General features: G+C 45.1%; 22 protein-coding genes and 1 tRNA gene. 3 read left to right on the top strand and 20 right to left on the bottom strand.

What is annotated here, in order from left to right:
• Nucleotides 1-93: 93 nt before the first annotated feature.
• The 8 genes from cysK to ACR65H_RS18055 form a co-directional block, all read right to left on the bottom strand.
• Nucleotides 94-1,020 carry a cysteine synthase A gene (gene cysK, locus ACR65H_RS18090; RefSeq protein ID WP_440502302.1) on the bottom strand — a complete coding sequence of 309 codons (927 nt, stop codon included), beginning with the start codon at nt 1,018-1,020 and terminating at the stop codon, nt 94-96.
• 174 nt (nt 1,021-1,194) lie between these two features.
• Nucleotides 1,195-2,118, bottom strand: coding sequence for a peptidyl-prolyl cis-trans isomerase (locus ACR65H_RS18085; RefSeq protein ID WP_440502301.1), 924 nt, complete (start codon nt 2,116-2,118; stop codon nt 1,195-1,197).
• Nucleotides 2,096-2,983: an Hsp33 family molecular chaperone HslO gene (gene hslO / locus ACR65H_RS18080; RefSeq protein WP_440502300.1), complete on the bottom strand. Its 888-nt coding sequence runs from the start codon at nt 2,981-2,983 to the stop codon at nt 2,096-2,098. Before hslO ends, ACR65H_RS18085 begins: the two co-directional genes overlap by 23 nt.
• Before the next feature lie 16 nt (nt 2,984-2,999).
• A complete protein-coding gene (locus ACR65H_RS18075) occupies nt 3,000-3,764 on the bottom strand; it encodes a type III pantothenate kinase (RefSeq protein ID WP_440502298.1) in 765 nt (254 codons plus the stop codon).
• A gap of 126 nt (nt 3,765-3,890) precedes the next feature.
• The gene (gene ftsH / locus ACR65H_RS18070; protein ID WP_440502296.1) at nt 3,891-5,915 is read right to left on the bottom strand and encodes an ATP-dependent zinc metalloprotease FtsH; all 2,025 of its coding nucleotides are present in this window, start codon (nt 5,913-5,915) and stop codon (nt 3,891-3,893) included.
• Nucleotides 5,916-6,137: 222 nt separating this feature from the next.
• A complete protein-coding gene (gene hpt, locus ACR65H_RS18065; RefSeq protein ID WP_440502294.1) occupies nt 6,138-6,680 on the bottom strand; it encodes a hypoxanthine phosphoribosyltransferase in 543 nt (180 codons plus the stop codon).
• Nucleotides 6,681-6,708: 28 nt separating this feature from the next.
• The gene (tilS, locus tag ACR65H_RS18060) at nt 6,709-8,094 is read right to left on the bottom strand and encodes a tRNA lysidine(34) synthetase TilS (RefSeq protein ID WP_440502292.1); all 1,386 of its coding nucleotides are present in this window, start codon (nt 8,092-8,094) and stop codon (nt 6,709-6,711) included.
• A 42-nt stretch (nt 8,095-8,136) separates the two neighbouring features.
• Nucleotides 8,137-10,548, bottom strand: a complete 2,412-nt coding sequence (locus ACR65H_RS18055) for a SpoIIE family protein phosphatase (RefSeq protein ID WP_440502291.1) — start codon at nt 10,546-10,548, stop codon at nt 8,137-8,139.
• A 195-nt stretch (nt 10,549-10,743) separates the two neighbouring features.
• Here ACR65H_RS18055 and ACR65H_RS18050 point away from each other — a divergent pair.
• A tRNA-Met gene (locus tag ACR65H_RS18050) sits at nt 10,744-10,817 on the top strand.
• A gap of 143 nt (nt 10,818-10,960) precedes the next feature.
• Here ACR65H_RS18050 and ACR65H_RS18045 read toward each other — a convergent pair.
• The 10 genes from ACR65H_RS18045 to ACR65H_RS18000 form a co-directional block, all read right to left on the bottom strand.
• Nucleotides 10,961-11,404 carry a DinB family protein gene (locus ACR65H_RS18045; RefSeq protein ID WP_440502289.1) on the bottom strand — a complete coding sequence of 148 codons (444 nt, stop codon included), beginning with the start codon at nt 11,402-11,404 and terminating at the stop codon, nt 10,961-10,963.
• 323 nt (nt 11,405-11,727) lie between these two features.
• Nucleotides 11,728-12,147 (bottom strand): S1 domain-containing RNA-binding protein, encoded by a 420-nt coding sequence (locus ACR65H_RS18040; RefSeq protein WP_060204384.1) that lies wholly within the window; start codon nt 12,145-12,147, stop codon nt 11,728-11,730.
• A gap of 126 nt (nt 12,148-12,273) precedes the next feature.
• Nucleotides 12,274-12,690 (bottom strand): FtsB family cell division protein, encoded by a 417-nt coding sequence (locus ACR65H_RS18035; RefSeq protein ID WP_440502287.1) that lies wholly within the window; start codon nt 12,688-12,690, stop codon nt 12,274-12,276.
• A gap of 55 nt (nt 12,691-12,745) precedes the next feature.
• Entirely contained in the window at nt 12,746-13,213 is a 468-nt protein-coding gene (gene yabQ / locus ACR65H_RS18030; protein ID WP_440502285.1) for a spore cortex biosynthesis protein YabQ, read from the bottom strand.
• On the bottom strand, nt 13,210-13,506 hold the full coding sequence (gene yabP, locus ACR65H_RS18025) for a sporulation protein YabP (RefSeq protein WP_440502284.1): 297 nt from the start codon (nt 13,504-13,506) through the stop codon (nt 13,210-13,212). Before yabP ends, yabQ begins: the two co-directional genes overlap by 4 nt.
• 85 nt (nt 13,507-13,591) lie before the next feature.
• Nucleotides 13,592-13,882 carry an RNA-binding S4 domain-containing protein gene (locus ACR65H_RS18020; protein ID WP_440502282.1) on the bottom strand — a complete coding sequence of 97 codons (291 nt, stop codon included), beginning with the start codon at nt 13,880-13,882 and terminating at the stop codon, nt 13,592-13,594.
• Nucleotides 13,879-15,336 carry a bifunctional methyltransferase/pyrophosphohydrolase YabN gene (gene yabN / locus ACR65H_RS18015; RefSeq protein WP_440502281.1) on the bottom strand — a complete coding sequence of 486 codons (1,458 nt, stop codon included), beginning with the start codon at nt 15,334-15,336 and terminating at the stop codon, nt 13,879-13,881. Before yabN ends, ACR65H_RS18020 begins: the two co-directional genes overlap by 4 nt.
• Before the next feature lie 4 nt (nt 15,337-15,340).
• Nucleotides 15,341-16,933, bottom strand: a complete 1,593-nt coding sequence (locus ACR65H_RS18010) for a putative polysaccharide biosynthesis protein (protein ID WP_440502279.1) — start codon at nt 16,931-16,933, stop codon at nt 15,341-15,343.
• A gap of 95 nt (nt 16,934-17,028) precedes the next feature.
• Nucleotides 17,029-18,993, bottom strand: coding sequence for an iron ABC transporter permease (locus ACR65H_RS18005; RefSeq protein ID WP_440502276.1), 1,965 nt, complete (start codon nt 18,991-18,993; stop codon nt 17,029-17,031).
• The gene (locus tag ACR65H_RS18000; protein WP_440502275.1) at nt 18,993-19,976 is read right to left on the bottom strand and encodes an ABC transporter substrate-binding protein; all 984 of its coding nucleotides are present in this window, start codon (nt 19,974-19,976) and stop codon (nt 18,993-18,995) included. The genes ACR65H_RS18005 and ACR65H_RS18000 overlap by 1 nt, the downstream gene beginning before the upstream one ends.
• A 179-nt stretch (nt 19,977-20,155) precedes the next feature.
• On the opposite strand from ACR65H_RS18000, the gene ACR65H_RS17995 reads away from it, so the two are divergent.
• Together ACR65H_RS17995 and ACR65H_RS17990 are read left to right on the top strand one after the other, a co-directional pair.
• Nucleotides 20,156-20,980 (top strand): ABC transporter ATP-binding protein, encoded by an 825-nt coding sequence (locus ACR65H_RS17995; protein WP_440502273.1) that lies wholly within the window; start codon nt 20,156-20,158, stop codon nt 20,978-20,980.
• The gene (locus ACR65H_RS17990; protein ID WP_440502271.1) at nt 20,973-21,668 is read left to right on the top strand and encodes a hypothetical protein; all 696 of its coding nucleotides are present in this window, start codon (nt 20,973-20,975) and stop codon (nt 21,666-21,668) included. The genes ACR65H_RS17995 and ACR65H_RS17990 overlap by 8 nt, the downstream gene beginning before the upstream one ends.
• A 136-nt stretch (nt 21,669-21,804) precedes the next feature.
• On the opposite strand, the gene ACR65H_RS17985 is transcribed toward ACR65H_RS17990, so the two are convergent.
• Both ACR65H_RS17985 and ACR65H_RS17980 read right to left on the bottom strand, forming a co-directional pair.
• Entirely contained in the window at nt 21,805-22,977 is a 1,173-nt protein-coding gene (locus ACR65H_RS17985; RefSeq protein WP_440502269.1) for a hypothetical protein, read from the bottom strand.
• Nucleotides 22,970-23,488, bottom strand: a complete 519-nt coding sequence (locus tag ACR65H_RS17980) for a sigma-70 family RNA polymerase sigma factor (RefSeq protein WP_440502267.1) — start codon at nt 23,486-23,488, stop codon at nt 22,970-22,972. Before ACR65H_RS17980 ends, ACR65H_RS17985 begins: the two co-directional genes overlap by 8 nt.
• Nucleotides 23,489-24,138: the final 650 nt, after the last annotated feature.

The raw sequence follows: 24,138 nt of genomic DNA, 5'->3' as shown, positions 1-24,138 counted from the left end.
TATAGTTATCTTAACGTTTACCATATCGTTTAGGCTAGTATTAGAATCAAAAAAGAGAGCCCTCATCGGCTCTCTCCTTCATCAATCCTTCACTTATTCTTCTTCAAAATGATAAAGCGGTGTGCTTAAGTATCTTTCGCCATTCGATGGTAGGATGGCGACGACTTTTTTTCCTTTTCCAAGCTTTTCTGCAACTTGGAGAGCCGCGAAGATTGCCGCTCCAGAAGAAACGCCACCTAATATACCCTCTTCTCGTGCTGCTCTTCTTGCTGTATCATACGCTTCGTCATTCGTCACTTGAATGATCTCATCGTAAATGTCCGTGTCGAGAACTTTCGGGACGAAGCCTGCACCGATCCCTTGGATTTTATGAGGTCCTGGTTTTCCGCCTGAAAGGACTGCCGAATCGGTCGGTTCTACTGCTATGATTTTCACTTCTGGGAATCGCTCTTTCAATACGCTGCCCACCCCGGTAATTGTGCCTCCCGTGCCGATACCTGAAATGAATGCATCCACACGATCGAATGCATCTGCAATTTCCGGTCCTGTCGTCAGACGATGCACTTCCGGATTCGCTTCGTTATTGAATTGCTGCGGCATGAACCAGCCATTCTTCTCAGCAAGCTCTTCCGCTTTGCCGATTGCCCCTTTCATCCCTTCCGCTCCTGGTGTAAGGACGAGATCAGCACCGTATGCACGCAATAGATTCCGACGTTCCATACTCATCGTGTCCGGCATGACGAGTACCGCTTTATATCCTTTTGCAGCTGCAATCATCGCGAGACCGATGCCTGTATTTCCGCTCGTCGGCTCAATAATTGTACTGCCTTCCTTCAATTCCCCTGACTTTTCAGCAGCTTCAATCATCGCAAGGGCAATCCTGTCTTTAACGCTCGATCCCGGATTGAAGTATTCTAGTTTTAGATAGATGTCTGCACTGTCTGGACTCGCTAGGCGATTCAACTTGACGAGCGGTGTTTTTCCAACTAGGTCCGCAATCGTGTTTCCGACTTTACTCATTCCTACCCACTCCTAATCCCTACTTATTTGATATGTTTTATTGTATTAATAGTACACCTGAATTGTGAGCACTGTCAATCATTTATAGCTCCTTTATCCTTTCCCTCTTTCTAAATGTATAATCTAAAAAAACTGTTCGGAACCACTCCTTCATAATGGGCTCCAAACAGCTTTTTATTTTCCGTAAAACCATTTCGCATCGAATTCTTTCCAGAACGCCTCCGGATTTACCGATTGCGGAAGTTGCTCGATGGCTAACTCGCGTTTAATATGATCCTTCACTTCCTCATAAGAGAACGCCCTGCCTTCAACTACCTCATTCACAAGGATAATCGCATATGTACCATCTTGAAGTTCAATAGCATCCCCGATCTTGCCTTCTTTCAATTTTGATGCAGCTTTGTAGATTGCAGGATCGATAGTCTCGGTCTCTGCGTTAATATAACCTATGTCACCGCCTAGACTGGCAGACGCAAGGTCAGTCGACAACTCTTTGGCCAATGCATCGAAGCTTGACCCTTTCGATAACTCATCGAGTGCTTGCTTCGCCTCCTCCTTCGTCGGAACGATAATGACAGAAGTTCGGTAGGCAGTCAAAATATTATAGAGGGATTCGTTTTTCTCATAAAATGACTTTACTGATGCATCATCAATGACCACATCATTCGACAATACTTTCTCTAAGATAAGGTTTGCACGGATTTTTTGCCGAGTTTGCTCTACATCCATACCTGAATGTGATCGACCGTCTACCGAAGTGATGAGCGCCAGTTCAAGTTCAACTTCCTCGTCAGTCACTTTGATGCCGTATTTCTCTGCCGCCGTTTCCATCACCTTATTATTGACTAGGTCAAGAAGCACTTCTCGTCCAACTTCCTTTTCCATAGCTGTCATCCACTCGGCTCTCGTAATCGCTTCGCCCGCTACCGAAGCAACCTCTTCATCGGGTTGCTTCGATTTGTCGGGGATAAGCCATCCAATAAACCAAAGGACATTACAAGCAAAAAGGATGCCGATGAGAATAAGAAGCGGCTTCGTTTTCAATCTTCTTCTTTGAGGGGACGTCTCCTGGACGTTACGACCTTGACCGTATTTCATCAATAAATCCTTCAAGTTCTTCTTTCGTAAATACATACTTCTCCAAACAGAAGTGACACTGCGCTTCCGCTTGTCCGTCCTCATCAATCATTTCCCGGATTTCCTGCTCACCCAGTCCCTTGATCGCATTGCCGAAACGTTCTTTCGAGCAATTGCAGCGGAACGCAACATCCATACGATCAAGGATTTCAACATTCTCTTTCCCTAATACTTCTCCCAATACTTCTTCAGGTGTCAAACCACGGTCAATCATTCTGGAAATCGGTTCGACATTCGACAGCTTTTCTTCAAGTCTGCTTATTGTCTCTTCCGTTGCACCTGGCATCACTTGAATGATGAAGCCGCCAGCAGCTTTTACTGTATTGTCAGGATTGACAAGAACACCTAACGCCACTGCAGAAGGAACTTGCTCCGACACAACAAAATATTGGGTGAAGTCTTCCGCGATTTCACCGGAAACAATCGGAACCTGTCCAGTGAAAAAGTCCCGTAACCCAAGGTCTTTCACAACCGACAGCATCCCTTCCGTACCGACCGCGCGTCTTACGTCAAGCTTTCCGTGTTCATTCAAATCAAAATGGGTTTGCGGATTCGTAATATATCCCTTTACGTCACCATTTGCATCAGCATCGATGACAATCGGTCCGGCCGGTCCGTTCCCCTCAACTTTAATCGTCAGTTTTTCCTCACCTTTCAGCATTGCACCCATCATAAGGCCCGCTGTCATCGTCCGACCCAAAGCAGCTGTAGCAGTCGGCCATACATGGTGCTTCTTCTGCGCCTCACCTACTGCGTTTGTCGAATTCACTGCATACGCACGAATTGTCCCTTCAAAAGCCAATGCTTTTATCAAATAATCACTCATTTATTTTCTACTCCCTTCAAACATTTCTTTCATAAATCAAATGAAGTCCTTTCAACGTAAGGAAATTATCTACGATGTCAATAACTTGTGTTTCACTGGCAATTAATTCGGCAAGTCCACCTGTCGCAATAACAGTCGGCTCCACCTTACTTTGTGCTTTCATCCTGCCGACAATACCTTCGACAAGACCAACATATCCGAAAACAATTCCGGCCTGCATCGCAGAAACAGTGTTTTTGCCAATAATATCATCCGGCCGCGTCAATTCAACACGCGGCAATTTGGATGCCCGATCAAATAAGGCTTCCATGGAGATGCCGATGCCCGGCGCAATTGAACCTCCCATATACTCGCCCTTTTCATTCACATAACAGAATGTCGTCGCAGTTCCAAAATCGACGATAATCAGCGGAGATCCATAGTCGTGAATAGCTGCAACCGCATTGACGATACGGTCCGCACCAACTTCGCGCGGATTTTCATATTTTATATTCAATCCTGTTTTGACGCCAGGACCAACGATGAGCGGACGCAAGTTGAAATACTTTCTGCACATCTGTTCCAGCGGGAACATGACCGGCGGAACGACAGAGGAAATGATAATGCCATTTATATCTTCAAAACTGAGACCAGCATGGGTAAACAGCGCTTTCACGGACATGGCGTATTCATCTTCCGTTCTTTGCCTGTACGTTTCCATGCGCCAATGATGTTTCAACTCACCTTTATCATAAACGCCAAGAACGATATTCGTATTACCTGTATCCAATACTAAGATCATATTCTTTTCCTCGCTAACATTCGTCATTTTCCAAAACATCATAACATAACAGGCATAAATAAAAACAGTCGACTGCCTTAAAAAGCAGTCGACTGGAATGTTGTCTTTTAAAATTGAGCTGTAACGTCAATCTCTTCTATGTTCATCGATCGATGGAAGAGATTGCTCTCCACCATTCTCTTTCGGCAAATCTCCGATGGATGGATCTGCAGGCGCACCTGTCGAATCCGAATGCACAGTGTCTTTATCATTCTCAGCGACGGTGTCATCCGATTTCTGTTGTGAGCCATTTCCGTTTTGATCATATGAACGCTCCGGCAATGTGCCGTGGTCTTTCAAGTGATTGATCTGCTCTGCATCCAATGTTTCCACATCAAGAAGCGTCGTAGCAATCAAGTCGAGCAAGTTGCGATTCTCCGTCAGAATCTTTTTAGTGCGATCATATTGTTCCTTGATGATGCGCTGCATTTCTTGGTCGATTTCGTATGCAATCGAGTCAGAGTAGTTCTGTTCGGAATTAAAGTCTCTGCCAAGGAAGACGTTGCCGCCTTGCGCCTGGCCAAATTGCATCGGACCGAGCTTATCGCTCATACCGTATTCCGTTACCATAGAACGTGCAATACCTGTAGCGCGTTGGAAGTCGTTATGCGCTCCAGTGGAAACTTCCCCAAGGACAACCTCTTCCGCCACGCGGCCTCCAAGGAGTCCGGCGATTTTGTCGAGAAGTTCAGGCTTCGTCATGAAGTAACGGTCCTCTTTCGGCAACATAACCGCGTATCCGCCGGCCTGGCCGCGAGGGACGATCGTCACTTTATGGACGATTTCTGCGTCATCCAACATGAGTCCAACAACGACGTGACCCGCTTCGTGGAATGCAACGATGTTCTTTTCCTTTTCGGAAATGACACGACTCGTTTTAGCTGGTCCCGCAATAACGCGGTCTGTCGCTTCATCGATATCTGCCATGTCGATTTTCGCTTTTCCACGTCTAGCTGCCACTAATGCAGCTTCGTTCAATAAGTTCTCCAAGTCAGCACCCGAGAATCCCGGAGTACGTTGCGCAAGAGCTTTCATATTGACTGATTCGTCAAGCGGCTTGTTACGCGCATGCACTTTCAGAACTGCTTCACGGCCTTTGACATCCGGACGACCGACTGTAATCTGACGGTCGAAACGTCCTGGACGAAGAAGCGCCGGGTCAAGGATATCCGGACGGTTCGTAGCGGCAACAATGATATTTCCTTCGTTACCATCAAATCCATCCATTTCGACTAAGAGCTGGTTCAATGTTTGTTCACGTTCGTCATGTCCGCCTCCGAGACCAGCGCCCCGTTGACGTCCGACTGCATCAATTTCATCAATGAAAATAATACATGGCGCATTCTTTTTCGCGTTTTCAAACAAGTCGCGGACACGGGATGCACCGACCCCTACAAACATTTCAACGAAATCCGAACCGGAAATCGAGAAGAACGGAACACCGGCTTCACCGGCAACCGCACGTGCCAAAAGCGTCTTACCTGTACCAGGAGGTCCAACCAAAAGGATTCCTTTTGGAATACGCGCTCCAAGTTCAGCAAATTTACGGGAATCTTTTAAGAAATCCACAACTTCTTCAAGCTCGGCTTTCTCTTCATCTGCACCCGCAACATCAGTGAATCTGACTTTTTTGCGGTCATCGGAATGGAGCTTCGCCTTACTTTTTCCGAAATTCATCACTCGGCCGCCACCGCCGCCTTGTGCTTGATTCAAGAGGAAGAAGAATAGGATGATGATGATGATGAAAGGAACTAATCCTGTGAAGAAGGCTACCCATGCACTTGTTTCTGGTGCAGGTAGAATTTGGATTTCAGGGTTGCTCGTTGTTCCAAGCGTCTGTAATTCACCGATGATGGCCTCGTCGTTCATCAGGACATTCGTCGTGAATTTCTCTCCCTCTTCATAGCCCTTCAACGTACCTTCAACGGTCAGAACGTTACGAACCGGCTGAAGTGACATGGATTCAACATCGCCTTTTTTCAATGCTTCGTAAAATTGATCATACCGAATCTCTTTCGTTTTCGGGTTTGGATTATTTAGTGAACTGAAAATCCCCATAATTGCAAGGAAGATCAATCCGTATAATAGAAAGTATCGAAGTATACGATTCATCCCAAGCCTCCTCATTTCTTTCAACAGAAAACTATTGTAAATCTTATCATATAACAGATTCAACCTACAAAGGAAAAGCCTTTCTTACATGCTTGAAAAACGGAATTATCTTTCAACCGCATAGATTTAGGGCTCCACAATCGTAGATGATAGTATGCCAACTTCGGACGGAATATGGAAAAAGCTTTCCACCGCCCCTTGTAAAGGTTTGTTGAAAAGCTTTCAGAAAGAGTAGATTTCCTTTTTCAATACACCGATATAAGGCAAGTTCCTATATTTTTCTGCGTAATCAAGCCCATACCCGACAACAAACGCATCCGGCACAAGGAATCCGACATAATCCGCTTTTAAATCCACTTTTCGACCCGTTGGTTTGTCAAGCAACGTAACAATTTTAATGGATTTCGCTTTCCGGTATTTGAAAAGGTCAACTAAATAATTCAATGTCTTACCGCTATCGATAATGTCTTCGATGATCAAGACGTCCCGGCCTTCAACACTTGTATTCAAGTCCTTTACGATTTTCACTTCTCCAGAAGACACTGTCGCATTTCCATAGCTTGATACATCCATGAAATCTAATTCGATATACGCATCGATCCGTTTGATCAAGTCGCTCATGAAAGGCAATGCCCCTTTTAGGACACCGATCGCAAGCGGGAATTTATCTTGGTAATCAGCTGTCAGGACAGCACCAAGCTCCGCAATTTTCTCCTGGATCTGTTCTTCTGTGATGAGCACTTCTTCAATATCGTTTTGCAACATCGAGTTCCCTCTCTTTTCCTTTGAAATTTTACTTTACTTTCATTTTGAATATGTACTTTTCCCGTTCATTTTTTCGATTCTTGAACTGGATGCCATATCGTACGCCAGGAATGGCGCAAATTTCACCGTGTGCAGTTGTGACAATCGGCAATATCCGCCGTTTTTCAGCGCCGATTTTTTCGTCAATGAACAATCTGGACAAGCGTTTCGGTTGCGCCATGCCCGGAAGCAATATGCGATCCCCGTCTTTTCTGCCCCTCACATAAAGAGGCAACTCGGATTCAGGTAAATCGAAATACATCGATTCGACAGCTTCCACGTCACAGGCGTCCGCATCGTTCCAATACAACAGCATATCTCCCCAACTTATCCATTCACCTTTTCGCAACATTTGAATCGAATTGTCCGGAGCTTCCACATTCTTTACAATCGAAACCGTACCGTACTCTCTTACAAATCGGTATCCTTTTGGAAGGTCAATTGTCATGTTTCCGGCACTTGTGGAAAGATGGTGATGCAATTGATTCAAAAGTGCCGTGTTATATTCTACCTGCGTCGTTTCCCCATAGTAAAGATAATTCAATAGTAGTGGAATGAAGCGCTTTTGTAAAGCAGTGTGCATGGATATGAACATATCGGATGGAAAGGTCGGAAGCCCATCTTCGGTGAACGTCACAATGGATGCAAAACGCTCTTTCGCCAAGCTGTTCAACAGCATTTCATCCTCCTGCAAGCTTGTTGTCATTTTAACGACATTCAGTGCTGCAGAAGGATTTTCAGACAAAATGGCCGGCGCTACACGATGGCGGAGCCGGTTCCGTAAATAGGCGTCGCTTTCATTGCTTGGGTCTTCCCTAAATTGCTCTCCATGTTGCTTCACATACATTCGAAGCTCTTCTTTCATTGCAGGAAGAAACGGTCTAATAACGTTCCCGCCATCGACTCTTCGGCTCACCGGGATGCCGAGGGGGGCGCTTCCCTTGGATAATTGCATTAGCACTGTCTCCAATTGGTCTTCGGCATGATGGGCGGTTGCCAATACATCGTAGCACTCCGCCATCATCACATTTTTAAAAAATTCATATCTTCCAGCCCTGCAGACGTCCTGCACATTTCCGCCTTCCTCATTCAAGATGGAGGGTACAGGCACATTCCCTCCGAAAAAAGGAATTCTAAGCTTATCACAAATTCCCTTCACGAACTTGCCGTCATCTGCTGACTCTTTTCCGCGAAGCATATGATCGACATGGACAGCAGCCACTTCAATCCCCAATTTCTCGCGGAATATAGTCATAAAAAGCAAAAGTGCTACAGAATCTACTCCTCCCGAGCAAGCAATAAGGACTCTTCGACCGGAGGACAGCAAACTCTCTCTCTGAATGAAATCAATGATTTTCCTCTCAAACGCCTGCATATTCCGCCCCTCCATGATGTTGAATTTTCGTCTCCCCCTATTTTACCCCATAACTTTTTCCCGGGAAATAAATCGATTTGTAGGCTTTATTGTCGTCCATTTCGGTAATACATGTTCAACTTTCATTATCAATACTGTTCTGTCATCCGCTACAACGCCAAATCTCCTCTCCATTTCAGACATAATGCGGTCTGCTAGCGGCTCACAGGCAAGATGCTCGTACTTTTCCAATATTCCATAGATTGCATCTTCCTGCTTTTCCATCGAAATCGATCCACTAAACACGCCGTCCGTCAACATGACGATAATATCGCCTGATTTTAACTCTTCATTTGTCGCTTCCACGGAAAACGAAGGAAGGAATCCGACAGGTACCGATTTACTGTCAAGTCGGAGGAAATCTTGGCCACGCTTAATATACGTACTCATCGACCCCGCTTTCCAAGACCATAGCCGTCCATCTTGCAAGTCGATCAACGCCAAATCCAACGTCGCATACATGTCATCCAGCCCATTCAACGACATCATATAATGCAATGTATGCATTGCTGTTTCCGGATCCATTTTGCGGTCCAGGCATTCTCGCATAAGGCGGATCACTTTCCGGCTTTCCCGATAAGCATTCATATCATGACCCATTCCGTCCGACAGTAGAACAGCGGTGAGACCATCGTGGATAGGGAACACTTCATAAGCATCACCAGCATGGAATGTCCCTCCGCCAGCCGTCGCCATTACTCCATATTCCAAGGAAAAACGGACAGCTGAGCAAAGCATGATTTGAATATGCGGGAAAGGATCTTGCAGCACGACAGTCTTCTCCACTTTAAATGGTTCGCGATAGACCTCCTCTAAAAGCGGCAAGATGAGACGTTCTGCCACTGTAGTATCTGTTTCGAAATCCGAACGTCTTTCTGGAATTGAAATGACGATTCGATAAGCTCCCTTCTCTTCTGATAAAATATCAATCTGATAATATTCGATTTCCTGTGACTGCAAATGCTTCCCCAATTCCTCCTCTGCAAGATGGTTAACTGACAAATCGCCCTTAATATCATTCATGATTTTTTCTAAATGATTGCTCATATCCCTCAATTGCAACGCTAACATTTTCCGCCCATGCTGAAGCTGCCCCATTAGAAGATGGTTGGAAGCCGACTCTTCCAGTTCGGTGATCAAACCCGCAGAGCGGACGCATTTATATTTAATCCTCTCTTCGACGCGATGGCGTGCCGCTTTCTTAGTTGCTGAATAGGTCCCTTCCCACTCATAAAGCAGACGAGCCATCCCTTCCTCATTTCCCTCCCAGCATTTTGAATATCTAAAACATGACTGACAAATCGACGGGATGTTCTGTGCAGCATGTCCATCATCTGAAGAGAAACGATCATTTACAAGATTGGACATAAATTCGGCAAACTGCTGAAAATCGGATAATTGCTCATCTAGACGATCGGTCAGCCATTGTTGCCGCTTCACTGAAATATCCTGCTGACCGCTAGGTGTAATCATTCGACTAAGCGGCTCCACTTTTTTTGTCGGGATGAAGAAAAATAATAGAGTAGCTAAGCCAATCGTAAAGAAATGGGAATTATCAAGCGGCAAAGTAAAGTCATATAACAGGAAGAAAACGGATACTGCAAAGCCGCCTGTTGCAATGCCTAATTTCCCTAGCCGGCGTAAAGCACCTGCAAAAAAGCCCGTCATTCCATACACAGCCATCATGCCGGTAAACGATAATTCCGCAATTCCAGCAATCGCCGCAATCATCATTGCAATCGAAGTGGAAAAAGGAAGACCGCCGGCTAGAGCTGCGAGCAAAATGGTCAGATGAAGAAGCAATCCTGAAATCGAAATCGGGCCGACCATAAGATTGCCCATTCCCGTCGTCGCCATAATCCCTACAATGCATACCGCTCCAAGACGTTCCGGTGACCATTGGCCAAAAAAGATGCGCTCCCGGTGAGGAAAAGCGACGAAAAGGAAAAACGTCATGAACAGTGCTAATATCGCTTCGAAGCCAATGGTCAATTGCACATCGACCGGCGTATGTCCGCTATTCATAACAAACTGCCAAAGAAACTGAACGACAATGATCGTCCCAGCAACTGTCAATGGAATGGACTTCCTCATAAAAGGATGCTTGCTCACTACATTGAACAACAGCAATTGCATAAGATGGATCACTGCTTGTCCCACCCCTAGGAAAGCCCCTCCTGCAATTCCCCCGATGAATACATAAATGAGATGATTCCTGAAGCGCATCTGCGCTAACGCCCAAATTGGCAAGAAAAAAGGAACCGCGGCGTCAAACAGAACAGCTTGCGACAAGAAAAACGTACTCAGTAAAAAGAACGCTGCCACCAATACATACATCTTCCGCTTCCCCACAGTGTCGAACACCTGACGAATCTGCTGGCCCACCGGTCTTTCAAGATTGCCTATCATCTTCATCTCCACATTCCCCCTATGTCTACTTGTCCCTGAGTATACATAGGTCGAGCCAAAGAATTTGTCTGTTCCTGACAAGCGGCTCAAAAAAACTTTCGACTCGTTCCGAAGTCTTTTTCTATTTTCCAACGAAAGGTTGACAGACACCGTCGAGCCATGTATTATGATTATTGTCGTTCAGAAACAATTGAACAACATGGCGGCGTAGCTCAGCTGGCTAGAGCGTACGGTTCATACCCGTAAGGTCGTGGGTTCGACCCCCTCCGCCGCTATAATCGAAAAAGTTGACCTGTCAATTTGACAGGTCAACTTTTTTTATACCGAAAAACGCATAAACCCCTAAAAATCCTCAGAAACTTACTTACACGCGCAAGACTCTCCTAATGATGCACAACTCATTGACACACTTCCAAACTTATCGAATCGACTCGATTTGTTCCTTATGATGCGTATCATGCCAAACAAAATCTGAGAAATATTCCTTTAATGTCAGAACATGCTCCCCAATGTTGAATGGCTTCGTCCATTCCGTTTCATCCAAACCTTCAAGCCATTCTATAATTTGCTGCCGATGCTGTTTTGCCATTGCGATCACTTCGTCAAAGGAGTATTCGTTTGCGAGATTTGCAGCCCTGTCATTAAAGGGCCCCCACTCCACATCCTCAAGCTTCTCTGATTCTTTCATTCGATGTAGCCGATTCTCCAAAGTAAACTTGTCCCATTCCGCCATATGCATAAGAATCTCCTTCGGCGACCATTTTCCTTCCTGGTAAGGTGCATTCGCCTGTTGTTCAGTCAATGAGTGCAATGAATCTGCCCATTCCAAATACTTTCGAAGTTTGTTCATAATTTCGTTCATTCCAATTCAGCCCCCTTTTTCATTATTATTTCGACCAAATACAAGGGAATTCCTTTGATCCGGTTAGGAAAGTTCTCTTACTCTACCCAATACTTCTCATTAAACCCCACTGAGTTCTCGTAAAGACGCAATGACTTCTCATTAAACCCCAATAAGTTCTCGTTTCAGCTAAAGAACTTCTCGTTCATTCTGAAAACTTTTCGTTTAAGCCGATAAAGTTCTCATTTCTAAAACATCGTAAACAAAAAAGCGATCCAACATCTTAAATAGATGCTAGATCGCTCATAAGAGATTCATTTCCACTAATTGAAACAGCCAGCAAGTTACCCTCTTCTTGCGCCACGGCCACCGCGTTTAGATTCTGTTGCTCTTTTCAAAGTTGAAAGGCGTTCTTCACTGTCTTTCATGAATTTAGCCATCTTTTGCTCAAAATTCTCCGGACGCTCGTTATGGCTAGGACGGCCACCGCTGTGACGAGGACGTTGAGGGCGTTGAGGACGTTCAGCTTCCGGTTTCGCTTTTCTGATCGATAACCCGATTTTTCCGTCAGTGCCGACATTCATCACTTTCACTTCAACCATATCGCCTACTTTTAGGTGGTCATTGATATCCTTCACATAATTGTCCGCTACTTCACTAATATGGACCAGACCAGTTGAACCGTTCGGCAGTTCAACGAACGCACCGAAGTTTGTGATCCCTGTAACTTTCCCCTGTAACTTGCTGCCTACTTCAATTGACATAAAAAAAATGCTCCTCCTTAAGATTTAAACGGCCGCTTTTCAGAAGCCTTTTTACCAAATGGCGAGTCCTGCAAGTGCAAGATCCTTACTTTCATTATAGCCAACAAAAAAAGAGTGTCAATAAGACTACTCTTTTCCGTCATCTTTTTCGTCTTTTTTCTTCTTGTTTTCAGGAACTGTAAAGATGATTTCATTTTTATCTGATAAGAAATATTCTTTCCGTGCAAGCTTGGCAATATAGTCATCATCGTCTAATTTTACAAGCTGTTTTTTCAGAAGATCTTGCTCTTCCTTCACTTCTTCCAACTTGGCGAGCGTTTCCACTTTTCGCTGTTCCTTCTCCTGTAGCGTCTGCTGTTGCTGAATATACATATTCGTCAATCCGCCGAGTACTACGAAAGCGATCAATGCATAGAGGAACATTTTTCGTTGGAGCCGCTTTTTCTGCTTGTTTCTCCAAATTTCTTTTTTACGCAACGAGCGGATATATTCAGTTTCAATCGATGCAACGGTCGTGGATGATTTCCTTTTCCTTTGCTCCATGTCCTGCACTCCCTCTCATCACTTTACGAAATCCGATAAGTCTAGTAATTATACATCATATCTCATCAGATTTAAAGAGAGATTCAGAGACTTTATTATAAAGATAGATAAATGGAGTAAGGAGTATTCTCGTAATTTTGACGAGCAGCTTGAACACTTGGCTAATAATTTTTGCCACAAGACTGATGATGAACCATATCGGTTTAATGATCAGCATATTCAGGATCCTTCCAAGAAACCTGAAAGGCCGATGAAAAACCGAAGCGTATAGAAGCAAGCCGCAGATTTGTGCGACCGGATCGTACATCCTCCACGCTCCATCCCGGACAATGAAAAGAACGTAGAATGATGCACATCCAATCAGAATCCATCCGATTACTTCCAAAGGGACCGCGTACTTCCGGATGATCGATCTCTTGCCGGTCGCATCTACGCCCGTTCCGATCAAGTCCATGAATACCCCGGCCCCGATGCCTGTCCCAATCATTGCAAGAAGACTAAGAAACTGGACGGAGAGGCTCATCCAAATAATTTATGGAGGAAACCACGCGAACTTGCATCTTCTTCGTCGTATTGCATCGTGCTAATCGTGCCTTCTAAAGTAAGAAGCCCTTTATCTACATCCAAATGGACGATACGCAGCTCCTCCCCACGAATTACTAATACTCCTTGTGATGTCCGGATGATGAACTCCTCTTGGTCGAACCGGTCGATTGTTTTTACAGATGTAAGATCCATTCTTTTTCGGTTCCTCATCGTGACGACATGATCGCCCGATGGGATTGCGTATGTTGGGTTATCCGTCTGGATTTGCATACTATTCCTCCCTTTGCTTGTACGTTCACTGCCATCTTATGCGGGCGCATAAAAAAACATGACAGGAAAAATTCCTGTCATGCTCTCAATCTTCATCGTCAATAAACTCAAGTTCAACCTTTTCAAGCTTCTCTTCTTTCACAATCGTGAACATTGACGCAGCGTCTTCTTTCTTTGTCGATTCCTTCAACATTTCAACTTTTGCTGTTACGATTTTTTGGCCAAATCGGATAGCAAGTTCATCGCCCAGTTTCACGACCGACGAGGCTTTCGACACTTTTCCGTTAATCGTAATCCGACCTTGGTCGGCCACTTGCTTCGCCAATGTCCGCCGTTTGATCAGACGTGACACTTTCAAAAATTTATCTAATCTCATTTCTTTTCTTCCCCTTTCGCCTGTTGCCAAAATTCTTCTAATTCATCTAGCGTATAAGCGGAGAATTCTCCTCTGCCGTTATTTACGCTCTGTTCGACGAACGAAAAGCGCCGTTTGAATTTCTCATTGGCATGAGCCATCGCTTCCTCTGGAGACAGTTTCAAGAACCTCGACAAGTTGACCAATGTAAATAGGACGTCGCCAAGTTCGTCTGTCTGGCTCTGCTTCGTTCCATTCGCCACTTCGTCCTTGAATTCCTGCCATTCTTCCTCAAATTTATCGAAAGCCCCTGTAATATCCGGCCAATCGAAACCGACTTTTGCTGCTTCCTTTTGGTAATTAAAAGAAGTGAGCAGCGACGAACTATGACGTGCTTGTCCATCCAAGAGCGATTCAGCTTGCGGCTTTTCTGTCTTCTTAATTTCCTGCCAGTTTTTCAAGACCTCATCCGAATTTTCCACGTTTCGATCGCCGAACACATGCGGATGGCGGCGGATCATTTTATCTCCGACCGACTGCAAGACGTCTTCCATTGCAAAATAGCCGTCGTCCTCGCCGATTTGCGCATGCAAGAACACTTGCAGCAGCACATCTCCCAATTCCTCGATGATTCCTTCATCGTCCCCCTGGTCAATTGCTTCGAGCAACTCATGCGTTTCCTCAATCAAATATCGTTTCAGCGATTCATGAGTTTGCTCGCGGTCCCACGGGCAGCCATCAGGAGCACGCAATGCAGCGATAATTTCCCGGAATGTCGACCATTCCTTCAGTCGACCTTCACGCTCCATAACCGGAGGTACATAAACGGTCGTCAAATTATCGATTTCCGTCTCACGGTCCAACTCGAATAATGGCACCGTCCGAAGCTTTTCCAATGAAGAGCCTGCCGCTGTCACAATCGTCACCGGATGATCGTACGCATACTTCTCCATGAGCGACAGCTTCACTTCGGAAGCGATAAACGCATCATACACTTGGCCGATTAGCACGTGCTGCGTCATCATCACGTCATCACGTTTCATATCCGTGCCATCGAGCAGTTGGAATCCTTCAATCGGATCGATCCGGAGCGCTGCAAAAATCGGATCGAGGAAGCTGTTGCCCCCCGCGATTTCAAGTTGCACAATTCCAGCACGTTCTTTTTCAATTAATAATTGCACGGTGCGTTCTGCTACAAGCGGATGCCCTGGCACGACATATGTAACTGCTCTGTCTTTTGCCATCGACACTACTTTCTCCGTAATTTCTTCATACACTTGCTCAAATGCATCATTTTCAATGTAGACGTCATCGAAGCTCTCTATTGCCATTCCTTCCGCCCTTAATTCCACAATCGCCGGATGCTGGTCCGTCCTCGCAACGACGAACTCAGCCTCCTTCAGCTTTCGATATGTTCCAAGGGACAGCTGGTCAAGATCCCCGGCGCCAAGGCCGATAATCGTAATTGTATTCATCCATTCACCTTCTATTTTTATTGAGAATTAATTGTACACGGGCCAACCTTTTTCCGAACGGCAGCAAATACCATTCCTTCTCCGCCATTATACGTGATTTCATGACAACGACTAGGAAAACGCCCGCTCCTAAAGCAACAGCTGTTAGTGCCGTCAACGTCGCTCCAATTCGAGATGAGACGTTGTCGAATAAAATCCGATCCGCCGCAAGCATCCACGGGAAGATAACCGCCGCCATCGCTAGTGTCGCTAGGAAGAGCCAGCCATAAAAACGAATAGGAGCAAGCCTAATCGGCCATACAGATTTGAAATAAAACAGTAGCCCAACCGATATCGCTGCAAAGCCGATATTTCCGGCAATCGCTGCGCCTGTTACGTCGTAGAGAGGGACTATTAATTGATTCGCAACTATTTTCACGACAAGACCACCTAAAAGCAACAGCGTAGGGATTTTCACTTTGCCAGCTCCTTGCAATATTGCGGTCAACGGCAAGATAAGCGACAACCAAAAGATTTGAAACGCAAATATAATCAATGCAACAGAGCCATTCCGCGTCTCAAACAGCATTTCATTCACGTATGGAAGGACGAACGCAAGCCCGATGGCAGCTGCCCACCCGAATAAAAACGCCGTCCGGAACGTGAGCTGTATGAACGGCTCCGCGCCTCGTCCTTCCTTTTTCGCTGCATGATGCGCAATAAGCGGGACGATCGCAAGCGCCAACGTCGATGCAATCAAAATCCCCATCTGGACGAGCGGCTGCCCACGGTCATACACACCTTTTAGCTCCATGGCTGCGTCCGACATGAATCCTTCCGCAAGAAGAATATTATATACAGTGAACGAATCAGCAAGCTGGAATAACAGCAAGATAAGCGAGCTCGCACTGACGCTCAAACTGACGAACGTCAATTCCTTCACGACCCGCCACGTATCTATTTTCAAAAGTGGTCCTTTGAATGCATTCCGGTAATAGAGAGCTAGTATGACAACTCCCGCCGTCTCCCCAACGACTGCACCCCACATTGCCACTTCACCGGCTGTGTAAAGCGAAGCACCTGCCCGTACAGCGAGCCACGTGCCAATGAGAATAACCGCGACACGAAACACTTGCTCACCGACATTTGAAACGGCAACAGGCGTCATCTGCCCTTCCGATTGGAATGAACCTTTCAATACTGCAAGCATCGGCATGACGAGCACGATATAAGCACCTGCACGCAGAAGTGAAACAAGTCCAGGATCTCCCATCGCCTGCGCGAAAAACGGAGCGAACGTCATGAGAATGACGAAAAACGATAATGACAATCCGGCCAAGTAGAGAAAGGCGACCCGCTTTATCGCCCTCGATTCCCCACTGCTTGTGCTACCCGCGAGCAACTTCGAAACCGCCACCGCAAAGCCATACGATGTCCACACGATGAAAATACCGATGAACGGATACACTTGCTGGTAGATGAAAAACCCTTTATCCCCGACAAGGTTTTGAAATGGAATCCGGTATACCGCCGCCAGCAATTTGACGATGATCGCCGATATCGTCAATATCGACGCACCTTTCATGAATGTTTTCATATTCCAATCCGCTTTGGACATAATTGCGCCTCTTTCGATGTTTAATAGGTATACTATAGTATACCACCAACGTAAAAACAGCCACACGCTCTTATGCAAATGAGCGTGTGGCTGTGTCATTTCATTTTCCTTAATAAATACAATAAATACGGCGTTCCAATCAATGCGACGACGAGACCGCTTGGAATGTCTTTCGGCGCAATCAGAATGCGTCCAACAAAGTCCGCTGTCACTAAGAGCAGACCGCCTAGCAAGCCTGAAACGACAAGCAGCGGCAAATGGCGGAAGCCTACTAATCTACGAGCGATATGAGGCGCGACAAGCCCGACAAAGCCGATTGTTCCGACAATCGCCACTCCTGCTGCACTGATCGTCACCCCAACGACAAGCGCCCAGACACGCGTCGATTTGACAGACAAGCCGAGACCCGCTGCCACATCATCCCCGAATGTCAGCGCATCCAAGCTGCGTGTTAAATAGACGGCTGGACCGATTAGTAGAACGAAAAACAATAACGAGAGCTGCACATCCTCCCAACCTTTTCCGTACGTACTGCCTGAAAGCCAGACAAGTGCCGCGGCAACAGCCAATTTCGCCTTCACAACAAATACTTGCGTTGCGGCGGAACCGAATGCCGAGATCGCGATTCCCATCAAAGCGACGAGCATTGGCTGAAAGTTGTTTTTCCACGCTGTCACCATTATGATACCAAGAGCAACGGCGGCTCCTACTACCGCGCCAAGCGGCATATACTGTACAGGGATCGCTGGAATTGCGACCAATAGCAACATCGCACCTGCTCCACCCATCGAGGTGACGCCCAACACACTTGCGTCCGCCAATGGATTCCGCAGGACGCCTTGCAATAAAACACCCGCAAGCGCAAGCAGCACCCCGATAATGAAAGCTGTGAGCACACGCGGCACGCGGAAATTCCAGACGACTGGTTTCATCCAATCAAGCGACCAGGCCATCCCGTTATAGGAAAATGCCAAGGCAAAGACAGCAACGATCAAAACCGCGACGATTGAAATGACGACCGGCAACTTGACCGGCTTCAACGTTCCGCCCATTTGGCGATCGCCTTTCGTATGTGATTTCGCCGTTTTCCAAGCTAAATAGAGCAGCCAAGGTCCGCCAGCCAATGCTGTCATCGCACCGACAGGCACTTCCTGTCCGGGCTGGATGAGCCGACCGAGCACGTCCGCACCGATCATCATGACAGCACCCCATAGGAATGACTGAAGAAAGATTTGCAAATGGCCACGGACGCCTAACATCCGGACAATATGCGGAGCCATCAAACCGATGAATCCGATCGGACCGACGACACTTACTGTCGTTGCCGCAAGCAAAATCGCTGCTGCCCATGCCATCAATTTAATGAAGCGTACATTTTGGCCAAGTGAAGACGCAACATCTTCACCTAACGACAAAATATCCATCGGCTTCGCAATCCCTAATGCAAGGATGAACAGGACAACGATCATCGGACCCGCAAATGTGACACCGCTCCAATTCAACTGTACAAGTGTACCTGATCCCCATAAAAAGAGGCCGTTCGTCTGATTCTCGAATAAAAGCTGCAAGGAGCCAGTCATAGAGGCAAACAGCAAGGAGATAATCATCCCTGTTAAAGCGACACGAACAGGCTCCATCTGCTTCCCTGCCAGAACGACGACAAGGATGGACGAAAGCACCGCGCCTGCAAGCGCAACGAGAAACGGAAAGTCGCCGAGCAACGTTGGAAAGAAAATCATCGACACTACAACAAAGAAATACGCACCGGCATTGATGCCGAGCGTGCTTGCAGACGCCAACGGGTTATTCGTCAATGTCTGCAAGATAGCACCCGCCACAGCGAGCGCACCACCCGCTAAAATACCGATCGCCAACCGCGGAAGCCGAAGTGAAAGCACGATATCCTGGATGCGCCCCTCCACCCAAACTTCCTTCATGAGCTGGGAAACTGTGTAATCAGCTTGGCCTTGTGTCAGATGGATGAAGGATAAAACGACCAACAGGAAAAGACCGATGATCATAACGAACAACGATCTTTTCCCTGTAGCCTTTCTCGCCATTATTTATTGACCATCGTATCGACGATTTGATTCAACAATGTTTCAGCTGACAGCGGACCTCCATACAACCAAGTATCCGAACCGAGGTTAAATAGTCGATCTTCTTTGACGAAATTCAAGTTTTTCCAAACCGCATTATCTTTCAATTGCTTTTCGTATACATTGTCTTCTTCCTGCACCGTATACAAGTAGTTCGCATCCTCGTATTTCGTCAAGCCTTCGACGTTGAATGTGCTGGATCCGAATACTTCAAACTGATCCGGCACGTGCACATTTTTCAAACCGATCTTCTCAAGGATTTGGGAAGCCATGGAGTTCGGCGTGAATACACGGATTTCCGGAGCTTGCGGACCTGTGTATGCGAGCGTCAAGATGACATCCTTCGTTTTCAAGTTTGCTTTATCGATTTCCGCTTTCGCTTCCTCGTATTTCTCATCTAAGTGCGCCAACACTTTTTCAGCTTCATCCGTCTTGTCTACAGCCTTCGCGATTTCATTGAAGGTCGTCGTCATTTCCTTGTACAAATCAATGGACTCGTCTTCCGGATATGGATTGAAGATGACTGTCGGAGCAATCTTCTCCAAATCCTTCAGCATTGCATCGTGACGGAAGCTAACACCAATGATCAAATCCGGCTCAATTGCAGCGATCGCTTCCAAATTCGGCTCTTGCCTTCCACCGACGTCAACGACATCATCGCTCAATTCCGCGTCGATGTTCACCCAATTATGATATTCCTGAATGTCCGCCATACCTGCTGGCTGTATGCCAAGCGCAAGCAGATCTTCTGCGTATGTCCACTCAAGCACAACGACTTTCTTAGCAGGCTTATCAAGCGTCACTTCACCGTTCGAACCTGTGATTGTTACGCTTCCCTCAGCTTCATTGACTGGTCCTTTATCTTCATTCTTCTTCGAAGAGCAGCCAACTAACAGAACTGCACTAAGTACTAACAAAAGTACGGTCTTCATGAATTTATTCATATATTCTCCTCCACACTGATAATCATTATCAGTTAGTAGTGTAATCTGTCAGTTAGGTATTTGTAAAGTGATTTCATAGATTAATGATTATCATTCTCAATTGTACGAGAATATGGTATGCTACTTAGTAATAAGAGTCGGCTTTCTTTTGGATTACGAATGAAACGGAGGCATTATACATGCACCCTACGATAAATACGAAAAACTTGTCCATCGGCTATGAAGATCACCTTCTTTTTGAGAATTTAAATTTGGCAATCCCCCGTGGTGAAATCACCGTCTTCGTCGGAAGCAACGGTTGTGGGAAATCCACTTTGCTTCGTTCGATCGCTCGTTTGTTGAAACCTTCGGACGGCTCCGTCTTGTTGGAGGGGAAAGATATCCATTCGATGTCTTCCCGCAATGTTGCGAAGAAAATGGGCATCCTCCCACAAGGTCCCGTATCACCTGAAGGATTGACTGTTCATGACCTTGTTAAACAAGGCCGCTACCCTCATCAATCGTGGCTTTCCCGTTGGACGGAAGTAGATACGAAAAAGGTCGAGGCTGCGATGGAAGCGACAAAAATAAGCGATCTTCGTGACCAGGCAATCGATACATTATCGGGCGGCCAGCGCCAGCGTGCGTGGATTGCGATGACACTTGCACAAGACACGGATGTCATTCTGTTGGATGAGCCTACGACATATCTTGACATGACGCACCAAATCGAAATTTTAGACCTTTTGTTTGAGTTGAATGAACAAAAAGGCCGCACGATCGTCATGGTGCTCCATGATCTGAATTTGGCTTCTCGCTATGCCCATAATATTGTCGCCATTAAAGACGGTGGGGTATACGCACAAGGTAGACCGGAAGATATTATTACTTGCGATCTCGTCCGCGCAGTGTTCAGCATGGAATGCCAAGTGTCGACGGATCCCCTTTTCGGAACGCCGCATTGTGTTCCTTTCGGCCGTGGACGCTGCGTCGTGCAGCAAGTAAGGAGCAATACAGGTGCCTAAGCTGAACGAAGAGCACATTGCATCTTTAGAACGGTTTGGCATCTTTCTGAACAGGCAGCCTGACGCATTCACGAACGCACAAGCAACTTTGTCGGAAACGGCGAGCACTACTAAATTATTTTTGGAAATTAAAGCATTATCCGAATCGCCGACAGACGCTGTGGCGGCTTCCATTTATATGAGGAGGCACGGATTCTTCATGACGGGGCTGTTCCATATGCTGAGCAAGTTCAACTTGCTCTTTACCGGCAAATTGGAGGACATCTCTTTATTCATCGAAAACGGGACGATTCAGTTTACTATTCCGCCTGACTCATTCGGGGACGTCCATGACCGACACGAAGCGATCCGTTTCATTCTTGAGCAATACGGACATCCAGTCGTCGAATATATGGGCAAGCGCGCGCATGTTTCCAAGCTGATTCTTTGGGAGAATGTATGGGGCTATGTGCTATGGATATATTCCATGCTTCTTAACGAAGACTGTCCTGCTGCACCAAGTGACCTTGATTTCTTAATGGAAGATGAAACATGGAAGCCGCATATGAGGCGCTCACCCTTTAAACAGTATTTGCAGGGTGAAGAACCACTTGCCGCCATGTCTAATTACAAACGAACGACTTGCTGCTTATTGAAGGAACTGCCCGATACAGAGAAATGTCCTTATTGTCCGTTGAATAGGACTTAAAACAGCCTACCCGCACCGATTTTCCGGTACGTGCAGGTTGTTTTTTTGTTCTGTCTATAGGCTGACTCCACTAACTGAGATGTGCTCTCATCCTTTACTTTAACTCTTTTATTATTAAAAGATAATCTATGATTTATTATTGTTTCCAAGGATTCGGAATACCTTTCATTTCTGGATGTTCCCAGAATTCCGGGCCAGGATATCCTATATATAAATAAAGGTCTTTATTAGGTGTTTGTGTTGATGCTTTCATTACTTGATACGTCTCCTCGGAGTAGATAAAACGATCAGTATCATCTTCGTACGCAATTTTAATTCCATCATAATCATTAAATAATTCATCAACATATCTTTTATCTACTTTTCTGAATACAATCGAATTTACTTTATCGTTATAAAAACCGAAACTTGCAACCCCTCCATAATCTAGGTAGAAGTCAGATTCACTCATATCAGACTGCTCGATTATAAAATTATCACCCAATCGTTCAATTACGTTTGATGGTGAATCACCTATTGTCACGCCAAGTAGATAGAAGTAGCCTTCTTCTTCAGTGAATGTGGGTTTAGTGGAATCCACTTCCGTGTTGGTTGGAGAAGGGTGTTGATTTTTAAGATTCTGTTGCGTCCTGTATAGATACTCTGCTTTTTGTTCCCAGTGATCCGGTCCGGCACGAAATAGGGATAAGTATAGGTTTCCATCCATCGACATCGTTGATGCATGCAGTAGTTGGGAAGTCTCCTTGGAGTAGAATAAACGATTATCATTATCAAGATACCAATGAAATATAAATTTAAATCCACCATAGTCATTAAATAATCTGTCGAAGTAATCTTCATCTACATTCATAAATACGATTGAATCTAATTCATCTTCAATAAAATAGAATTTCACCTGACCCTCATAATTCATTACAACGTCTACCTCACTGCCGTCCTCTTCACTGTCATCCTCTTGCACGATTGTGAAATCCTCACCAAAAACTGTGATTACTTTTGATTGGGAGTCACCTAACGTTATTCCATCAAGATAAAATATCCCTTCTTCTTCGGAGAATATAGGTTTTGATAAATCTATGTCTAGTTCCGCTCGAGATGGTTGGTTGGCTACAGACGGGTCATTTTCAGTCAATACTTCGTTTAATACAAAAAGCATTGCGCTCATTGTTATTACAGCGGCAATTACTGTATATCTCCAATTATGTTTTGGTCTTTTTGATCTGTTTTGGATTTCATCTACAACGTTTTGCATAACCCTTTTTTTATTTTCCGTTACATCCTTCACTTCAGTAGGAATGAATTTATCCATTTAATAGTACCTCCCATTCAATTCCTATTAGCTGATTTTTCAACAGTTCCCTACCGCGTCGCAATCGGGTTTTGACTGTACTATCAGGTATGGCCAAAAGACTTGCAATCGCAGCGATCGTCATTTCGTCAAAATTAAAGTAAATGAGGACCTCACGTTGTTTCAACGGCAATTGAAGAATTGCTTCTCCAATTAGTGTTTCTTCATCTTTTCTAACCAATTCATCTGTTTTTCTTGCAGATTCTGTTTGGAATAATTTGTTTTGCAATTTCACCTTTCTATACGTCCAGCTTTTCAAATAATCTTTGCTTTTATTAGCCGTCATTGTTGTTAGGTAGGCCTTAACTTCTCCTCGTTCTTCATATTTGCTTTGACTGCCGTAAAACTTTATAAATACTTCCTGCACAATATCTTCTGCCGCTTGGAGGTCTTTCACGTAATAATAAGCAAGCCGAATTAAATACTCCGTGTATTGAAACATTAATTCTTTTAGTTCATTCGTACCGGTCACAGCTTCAACCCCTTTCCCTATATAGTAAACGATTCTCAAATAGGGGAGGTTTGTTTTTTCAGAATTATTTTAAACCTAATTCGTTCGGCACTATTGCCGACAAACAAAAACCCGGCAGCCCAGCTGTAAAGACAACAAATTTGCACCGTTATTTAAAGAATGATAATTTTGTAGTGCGCTATGGAAATATCTAGTCGTTTCATAACTGTTTGATTACACTGCGAAAAGGAAGACGATAATATGATAGATGTTAAATCAATACAAGAGCGAAAGAAATTAAGACTAGCAATTTTAGAGGAACTATATAATCTTCATTTTTTTCTCCTACACAAAACAATTGTTTGATTGTCAAAACGAATGAGTTATATGGGGAAAGAAATAGCGAAAAACACTTGGCTTATCATTATCTTGTTACATCTGGCTATATTCATTTAGATATTTCAGGTGATAGTTCAGTTGTAAGTATTACAGCTAAAGGTATTGATTATGTAGAATCTATTTATGAATAAAATAAATTATCATTCAAAAATTGAATGCATCCTATCCACTAAAAAAACAGCCCACCCACACCGATGATGTGACCCCTAAAAGTTAGAGTTTTATATTACGCAGCTAGTTGGCTGGTGTGAAGACGGTATTGAACCGGACTC

It is taken from the genome of Sporosarcina sp. SAFN-015, from assembly GCF_059415085.1.
This window is presented reverse-complemented; position numbering and strand designations above follow the sequence as displayed.